Source organism: Sphingobium limneticum, from assembly GCF_008710165.1.
Taxonomy (GTDB): Bacteria; Pseudomonadota; Alphaproteobacteria; order Sphingomonadales; family Sphingomonadaceae; genus Sphingobium; species Sphingobium limneticum.
On sequence record NZ_VYQA01000047.1, the window covers coordinates 1 to 7,308 of the forward strand.

General features: G+C 60.1%; 9 protein-coding genes. 4 read left to right on the plus strand and 5 right to left on the minus strand.

The window, feature by feature from the left end; genetic code table 11:
• Window positions 1-51: 51 nt before the first annotated feature.
• A complete protein-coding gene (locus F4U95_RS24160) occupies window positions 52-1,467 on the minus strand; it encodes a glycosyltransferase (RefSeq protein ID WP_150426968.1) in 1,416 nt (471 codons plus the stop codon).
• Window positions 1,468-1,609: 142 nt separating this feature from the next.
• Between F4U95_RS24160 and F4U95_RS24165 the strand changes: the two genes are divergently transcribed.
• Both F4U95_RS24165 and F4U95_RS24170 read left to right on the plus strand, forming a co-directional pair.
• On the plus strand, window positions 1,610-2,308 hold the full coding sequence (locus F4U95_RS24165) for a ParA family protein (RefSeq protein WP_150426969.1): 699 nt from the start codon (window positions 1,610-1,612) through the stop codon (window positions 2,306-2,308).
• Window positions 2,305-2,679 carry a stability/partitioning determinant gene (locus F4U95_RS24170; RefSeq protein ID WP_150426970.1) on the plus strand — a complete coding sequence of 125 codons (375 nt, stop codon included), beginning with the start codon at window positions 2,305-2,307 and terminating at the stop codon, window positions 2,677-2,679. The genes F4U95_RS24165 and F4U95_RS24170 overlap by 4 nt, the downstream gene beginning before the upstream one ends.
• Before the next feature lie 52 nt (window positions 2,680-2,731).
• Here F4U95_RS24170 and F4U95_RS24715 read toward each other — a convergent pair whose 3' ends face one another.
• The 4 genes from F4U95_RS24715 to F4U95_RS24185 form a co-directional block, all read right to left on the minus strand.
• Window positions 2,732-2,893, minus strand: a complete 162-nt coding sequence (locus F4U95_RS24715) for a hypothetical protein (RefSeq protein WP_161600450.1) — start codon at window positions 2,891-2,893, stop codon at window positions 2,732-2,734.
• Window positions 2,894-3,208: 315 nt separating this feature from the next.
• Window positions 3,209-4,111: a helix-turn-helix domain-containing protein gene (locus F4U95_RS24175; protein ID WP_246171711.1), complete on the minus strand. Its 903-nt coding sequence runs from the start codon at window positions 4,109-4,111 to the stop codon at window positions 3,209-3,211.
• Between the two features lie 545 nt (window positions 4,112-4,656).
• The gene (locus F4U95_RS24180) at window positions 4,657-5,541 is read right to left on the minus strand and encodes a replication initiator protein A (RefSeq protein ID WP_150426971.1); all 885 of its coding nucleotides are present in this window, start codon (window positions 5,539-5,541) and stop codon (window positions 4,657-4,659) included.
• A gap of 147 nt (window positions 5,542-5,688) precedes the next feature.
• Window positions 5,689-5,895, minus strand: a complete 207-nt coding sequence (locus F4U95_RS24185; RefSeq protein WP_150426972.1) for a type II toxin-antitoxin system ParD family antitoxin — start codon at window positions 5,893-5,895, stop codon at window positions 5,689-5,691.
• Window positions 5,896-6,048: 153 nt separating this feature from the next.
• Between F4U95_RS24185 and F4U95_RS24190 the strand changes: the two genes are divergently transcribed.
• Window positions 6,049-6,906: an aminoglycoside phosphotransferase family protein gene (locus F4U95_RS24190; RefSeq protein ID WP_246171712.1), complete on the plus strand. Its 858-nt coding sequence runs from the start codon at window positions 6,049-6,051 to the stop codon at window positions 6,904-6,906.
• A gap of 71 nt (window positions 6,907-6,977) precedes the next feature.
• A partial coding sequence (locus tag F4U95_RS24195) for a hypothetical protein (protein WP_170267519.1) occupies window positions 6,978-7,308 on the plus strand: 331 nt, incomplete at its 3' end.

The window sequence follows — 7,308 nt, forward strand, 5'->3', positions numbered from 1 at the left end:
AGAGATGTTCAACATCGCAGAGAGCTACAGGTGCTCGATCGAGACCGATGTTTACGAGATTGGAGGACAAGAGCGAGCCTGGTAGATCGCCATGTTCAATCTTTGTTCTTCAACATGGCCAAAATCGCAGCTTCGGGCCGACTGGGCCAGACAGGCAGCAGTCACGGCCATGGTGAATTGCGGCAAGCTGTGGCGGTAGAAATAGCCTTCCTCATCGGGGTGCAGGAAACGATGTGCATGGCCCGCCGCATTGCCGACGCCGATCACGACGCCGGCATGCTGGATGCGCCCGTCGGGATATAGCAGCCGCGCGCCCACCGCACCGACTTCTGGCCGCAGTGCCTGCGTTGCCAATATAGCGAGCCAGTGAGGGTCGGTCATTTCGATGTCGTTGTTGAGCAGACATAGCAGCCTGCCCCGGGCCTCCTCCGCCGCGCGGTTGTTGATCGCCGAATAGTTGAACGCGCCACTGTGGCGCAGTACACGGTGGCGAGCAGGATCGAGCGCGGCGAGATAGGCCAGCGTTTCGGGATCGTCGCTATCATTGTCCATGACGATGACCTCGACCTGCGGATAATGGGCCGCCGCGACGCCATCGAGACAGGTGCACAGCAGATCCACCCGGTTGCGGGTCGGCACGATGACAGACAGCGGCGGCAGGTCGCTCGCGATAGTGATCGGACGGGCGGGAAGGCTCGGCATCGGGCGATGACGACGGTGATGCAGCATCTCACGCAGGTGGACGGGGAAGCCCTGCCCCAGTTCCACGATGGTCGCGACCAGCCCTGCGGCCCAGTTGGCCTTGTCGGCCACAGCCTCCAGATCGGCGCGGGTCGCATGGACGATGCAGGCGCCAGTCAGATAGTCGTTGTGCCGGAAAAGCTCGCTGTTCCAGTCGGGCTTGAAATAGGGAGCTGTGCGACGGCGGCCGACAAGCCGATCGTCATCGGCATAGATAAGCCGTGTCTGACCGTTGGCCATGACAGAGCGATAGACAGCAGCAGCACCGGACGCGATCCGGTCGCCGGGACAGGTCGGAAACAGCCAGGGATCGGTGCTCCAGTCGATCCGGGCGATGGCGGTGGCAAGTGTAGGCGTTTCCAGAGAGCCGATAAAAAGCAGCGTCAAACCTTCTGCTGTCAAACTTTGTCGCGTGGCCGCCAGTGCACCAGGATCGGCAAAACCGCTCATGTCGATCAATGCGATGATCGGATGCCGGGCGTCGGGCTGACTAGGGCCACGCCCTTCCCGTTCCTGCCGCAAAACCCATAACCTATACGCCTGTGGCGATCGACTGAGCAGCGGAGCGAACTGGCCGCGGGCGCGGACGCGTTTGCGTTTGATCCACCATTTGGTGGCGGTCAGATAGGCACGCGGTTCAAGTCGGAAAGCGTCGAAATGAACGGACGCCGTCAGCCAGAAATCGGCGATATGCTTGAGATAATGGCTTATCGATTTCGATCGCATGGGGCTTTGACAGATAAAGGCTTTAACCGGAATGACAAAGGAAATCATCGCAGTCGGCGGCATATGTGTGAAAATGCTATCCATAGGATACCAGATAGATATCGGATTGCTTCCTGCTAGCCGATAGCTATACAGCTACCTCATGCCTACCATCGCCTTCATCAGTCCCAAGGGGGGCGTCGGGAAAACCACCGCTGCCCTGCTTCTGGCCTCACAGCTGGCGCGCGGCGCCAAAGTGTCAGTGATCGACGCCGATCCCAATCATCCCATCGCCGCATGGGGAAAAGACGCAGCGTTGCCGGACAATCTGTCGATCATCGCCGATGTCGATGAGGATAATATCCTCGACAAGATCGAGGAAGCGGCGGCCAAAACCCCTTTTGTGATCGTCGATCTGGAAGGGACTGCGGCCAAGATCGTGCTGTTGGCGGTCAGTCAGGCCGATCTGGTGGTCATCCCGATGCAGGGATCGCAACTGGACGCTGAACAGGCGAGCCGGGCGATCCGGGTGCTGAAACAACATGAGAAGATGACCGGCCGGGCGGTCCCCTATGGCGTGCTGCTGTCGCGGACCAGCCCGATCATCCGCACGCGGACCATGGGGCATATTCAGGACGGGCTGGTCGATGCGGGCGTGCCGATGTTCCAGACGCAGTTGCACGAACGCGAGGCGTTTCGTGCGATCTTTTCCTTCCGCCAGACGCTGGAGGAGCTGGACCCTAAGGACGTATCCAACCTGGACAAGGCGATCGCCAATGCCGAGCAGTTCGCGGTCGAAGTGATCGAGCAGTTGCGCGCGCGCCGCAAGAGCGCCGTCACGAGCGATGCGGTGGCAGGATGAGCAGAGCCAATCCCTTCGGCGACCTGGACGATTTCGGGTCGGACCATGCCGCCAAGCCGGTGCCTGCCGAAACGATCGATAAAATCGCGCAAAGCAGCGGTTTTCCGAGCCGCAAGGCAGCGGCGGCGGCCCCGCATGAGACAGCGAGTCAGACAGGTGAAACGGCGCCCCCCTCCCCTGCCCCGTCACCCGTCCCACCGGCGGCGCGTCAGCCGCGGCGGCATGTGACCGGCCGCAATCGCCAGATCAATATCAAGGCGACCGAAGAGACGATCACCGAACTCTACCGGATTGCCGATGCGATGAACCTGCCGCTGGGCGCGGTGCTGGAACAGGCGCTGGCGGCGCTCGCCACGCAACGCAACGAATGAGTTACCAGATAGCTATCGGATAGCTATCTGGTATCCTATTCACATCCTTGGATTATTCGGCGGCGCGGACTGCGATTTCGGCTATTTTGCGCCGTCCGTCCTGATGCAACGCATCCATCATGAAGCGCCAGACATTGGCGGCATCACTTTGATAGCCGGACTGAGATTCCTCGCGGCTGACATGACGGATGATTTCGGAATCCGCTTCCTGCATGTGATCTGATCGGGCTCATGCAGCGTTTCGATCAAGACCATGACCATGACCATGACCTGCGGCAGATAGACCGTCCAGTGCGCCGCAACGGTCACGCCGCTCAAGATGATAATATTTTCAGATATCCGATAGCTATCCGATATCAAATTGCATTTTTTCTCTATGATCGACACCCTTGCCACCATGCCAAGGCCCGTTCGTCGCGCTGCCCAAGCCGCTTGCTCCCGCTGGGGAGCATTCGCGCCGCGAAGCGGTGCGTTCAGCCTTGCCACAGGAACGGTTTTTTTAGGGGCGTCGTGGTCGGGCGATCCGGTGTCAACATGGTGGACGACTAGTCCAACCCCGCTGATCTTCTTTTATAATAGACTCTCTAAGCGGTTGCGGATGGTTATGAGACTCACGCTCTGGACCATCATCCACCGCCTGCGCATCGAGTGCCGCTTCCATACGGGCGAGGATCTGGGCCAGCTTCCCCTTTTCCATCGCCTTGCGCCGTTCGCGCGGGCACAGTGTCGCACGCATTGCCACCATATCCTCCTGCCGGTCGGCTTCGCGCTGGACCTGATCGTCGGGCAGGGGGGCAGGGCGCATCCAGCGCGGCAGATAGCGCCGCACGATGTTGGGCAGGAAGGCGCGATAGACGTTGGAGGTCTGGGCATAGCGAGGGCCGGGGCCATCGCCCTCCACCTTTTTGAAGCGGCGCTGACGCACCAGAAAGCCGATATTTTCCAGGATCCGCAGCGCCCGCGCCACCGTGGCGCGGCCAAGGCTGGTCGCGTCGGCCAGATAGTCATAGCTGGGGAAGACCCGGCCGCGGTTGAGGCGGGCAAGGGTGAGGATTTCCTCCAGCACGCGCACGCTGGCGGCCGTCAGCGTGGTCAGCTGTTGCTCGGCGGTGGTGAGGATGCGGCCGTCGCAGCGCGCTTCGCGGCGCAGCTGACGCCCCGCGTCCAGGATCCGCCGCGCCGCGCGCAGCAGCCGGTCGGGTTCGCCTTTGGCCGGGCTGGCGAAGAAGAGATGTTCGAACGTGCCGGCTTCCACACTGTCGCGCAACACTGGGGCGCCGGTGGGATGCGGGGCGCCCGAACGGCTTTTACGCGGTCCTCCCGCGCCGGGCGCCCGCTTGCCCGGTCCCGCCATCGCACCGCGCATTGAACCGCCCAGTGCGCCAGTCCCAAGCACACCAACCAGCGCCTCACCAAAGGCAAGTGTTCCCATTCGTTCCTCCACACAGGAGGACCGTCACCAGACAAAAAGAGGGCGTGGCGCGAAGCACGCATCCTTGAAACAGGTTTCATTTTGGGGTAGGAGAAACGGACCACGTCTATTTGGTCCGGCACGACGTTTGGCGACGTCGTTCCCTTACTCCAACGGATGCCCGGCCTTCGTGCCGGGCGTTCTTTTATGTGGTCACAGCCGCCCCTTCACCTGAAATCCCCGCCGGTCCGCGACCGGCCTGTCCATGCCTGTCGGCACAGGCCGACAAGGGCGGCATATTTGCAGCAAAAATCCTACATCGGAAGGCCTGACGGTTCGTGCTTTCGCGTAGGAATGCCGAAAATCGTTCGTGCTTTCGCGTAGGAATAGGCACTCCATTCGTGCTTTCGAGTAGGAATGGAGCGCGCAAATTCGTGCTTTCGAATAGGAATAGCGGCATCCCATTCGTGCTTTCGAGTAGGAATGGCGCGGGGGAATGGATGGCGCGCGCGAATCAGGCGGGAGGGCAGGGGCGCCTGCACTCCGCCCCTAGCCCCCGGAACCGATCAGGCCGGACCGTCCGCTGCCTCGCTGGTCAGCAGCGCGCGGCGGGTGATGACGACCCTGGCGGCGGCCGATCGCCGTCCCGCCTTGCGCGGGCCATCCTCCACCACGGCGGCGGGCGCATCCTCGATCAGCGCAATGTCGTAACCGGGGATGGCATTGGCGGCCGCGATCTGGCGCATGGCGATGCGGAAGTTGGACAGGGGGTTCTGAAAACCGGTCTGGAGCTTGAGCAGTTGCAGGTCCATGTCGAGCGGTTCGCCATCCACGCAGGTCGAGCGCGCGACTTCGTAGATGCGCCGCTCTATGGGGCCGAGCTGGAAATAGGTGGAGGCATAATCGAGCACCTGCCCATCGCGCAAAATGGCGCGAAACAGCCAGTCGCACAGGCGCACTTTCACCGATTTCAGCCGTTTTTCGCCATTGGCCGAGCGCGCATATTGCAGCCGCGCTTCCGACAGCCAGGAAAAGAAACCTTCCTCGCCCTCGCCCCCGGCCTCGATATTGGTGCGGATCTGCGTCCCCTGAAGCCGCTCCAGCGCGTCGGCCAGGCGGGAATAGGACCGGGCGCTGTGATTGGCGCCGGTGACAGTGAACAGGTCGTGCGCGGTGAAGGTGAAATCCTGCGATATCGCCATGCCCGCCTCGATCTTCGCAGCCATCAGGCTGGCGATATAGAGGACGATTTCCTTGTCATAGATGGTGGCGACGCCGCGCGCGCTGGGCCGCACCTCGATCGATACGGTGGGCGTGGAATAGGAAAGGGGCTTCATCCACGCATTTTTGGCGAGCGCGAAAAAGGGAAAGGCCATCAGCGATCGTTCGCCGCGAATTTCACCCAGCAACGGGCTGTCGAGTTGGAACAATTCTCTTTGCGCTATGCTCATGATGATCGCTCCATACCCGAAAACAGGGCTTTTCCTATTTCTACTCGAAAGCACGAATTTGGCATTTTGCCGCTTTTTTCCGTCCTGTCGGCATGTCGGGCACTATGACGGTACGCCATTCATATCCCAGATGGGGCATAACAAGCCTCAGCGGCCAGCCCCTGCTGACAGTTCATGCTCGCCCGGTTCAACCGCGTCATTGTGAAGGGCCCGAACGCGTGCTTCATGCTCTTCCAGCAACCGCAAGCCCGCGCGTACCACGTCGCTCGTCGATCCGTAACGGCCAGACCGTACCTGCTCGCTGACGAAATGACTGAAATGATCGCCAATCGTGATGGATGTATTGCGTGCCATAAATGCCGTTCTCAGGGGTATGATGGGCAAGACTATACCAAAAAATAATACAGAGCAATGATGCGAAGCATTGGATATCTATTGGATATCCATACGATATCTGACGATCTAGCATTTTTCCGGAGTGGAAAGATCTGCAATTTCCAGTCAGATATGGATACTATGGAAAATCCCGATGCCAGGCGTACATCTTCCGGTGAAATGCCGCCCTTCATCGCCAGGGGCGCGAGCGCGGAATTGTTCGATGTCGGAAACGGGCAGGTGCTCAAGCTGTTTCGCGACAGCGTGTCGGACGACATGATCGCGCGCGAGGTAGAGGCATCCATTCACGCCGGGGCGTGTGGCGTACCGACCGCCGCGGCGATTGGGCAGCGAACATGGGACGGGCGGCGCGGCATCGTCTACCCTCGGCTTGAAGGCGGAACGGTGATGGACTGGATCCGCCGCAACCCGATGCGGGCGGGATGGGTGCTGGACCAGATGGGCGAAATCCATGCCGCCATGCACCGGGTTAGGGGAGGGGCACTGCGCTCGCTCAAACAGGTGCTGGCGACCGATATTTCTTATGGTCCTGCGCCCATCTCGCTGCAAAGGACGGCGATCGCCTATCTGGAAAGCCTGCCGGACGGGGACGCGCTGACCCATGGCGATTTTCATCTGGGCAATGTCATGATGACGCAGCAGGGGATGATGGTGATCGACTGGTCGAAAGCAGCAGCGGGGCATATGGCGGCCGATGCGGTGCGATCGGAAATGCTGATGCGCTTTGGCATCGGGCCGAGCGATTGGGTGACGAACCTGTGGCGCGACTGGGCTGCAGGGCGGCTGCGCAAAAGCTATATGAAAGCATCCGCCGTGTCGGTGCACGACATCAATGCGTGGCGGCCTGTCGTCGCGCTGGCTTGGCTGCGTGCACGGGACGCCGGGCGCACGCCAGCGTTCATGCGCTATCTGGAGGAGGCGTTGTTGAGAAACGGCATTGAAACAACTTTCTCAACATCACAGAAATAAAGATCATTACTCTTGATCTCTAATGATTTGGCATGCGAATGGATTGCCCAAGTCATTTACTGGGGGTTTTTATGGCCGTTGCCGACACGACCAAGCCGATTTTGACGTCGCTCAACTTTCCGTCGATCGTTGATGTGACGAATGGCGGCCTGTATCTATCATTCACCGCAGGCGCAACGGATGTCGGATTGGGCGTAGACAGGGTTAGCGTCTCTTTCAGCAAAAGCTGGCAGGGTAGCTATGGCAACACGTCCGGCTTGTATGCCAATGATTATAACGACAGCTTCGCCGATGGATATTCGTCGCAAAGCTCCTATATCGCCGCAAGCTCGGGCGCAGGCACATATACCATAGATACTGTTTATGTGTACGATAAAGCAGGAAATTATTCTTCCTACAGCA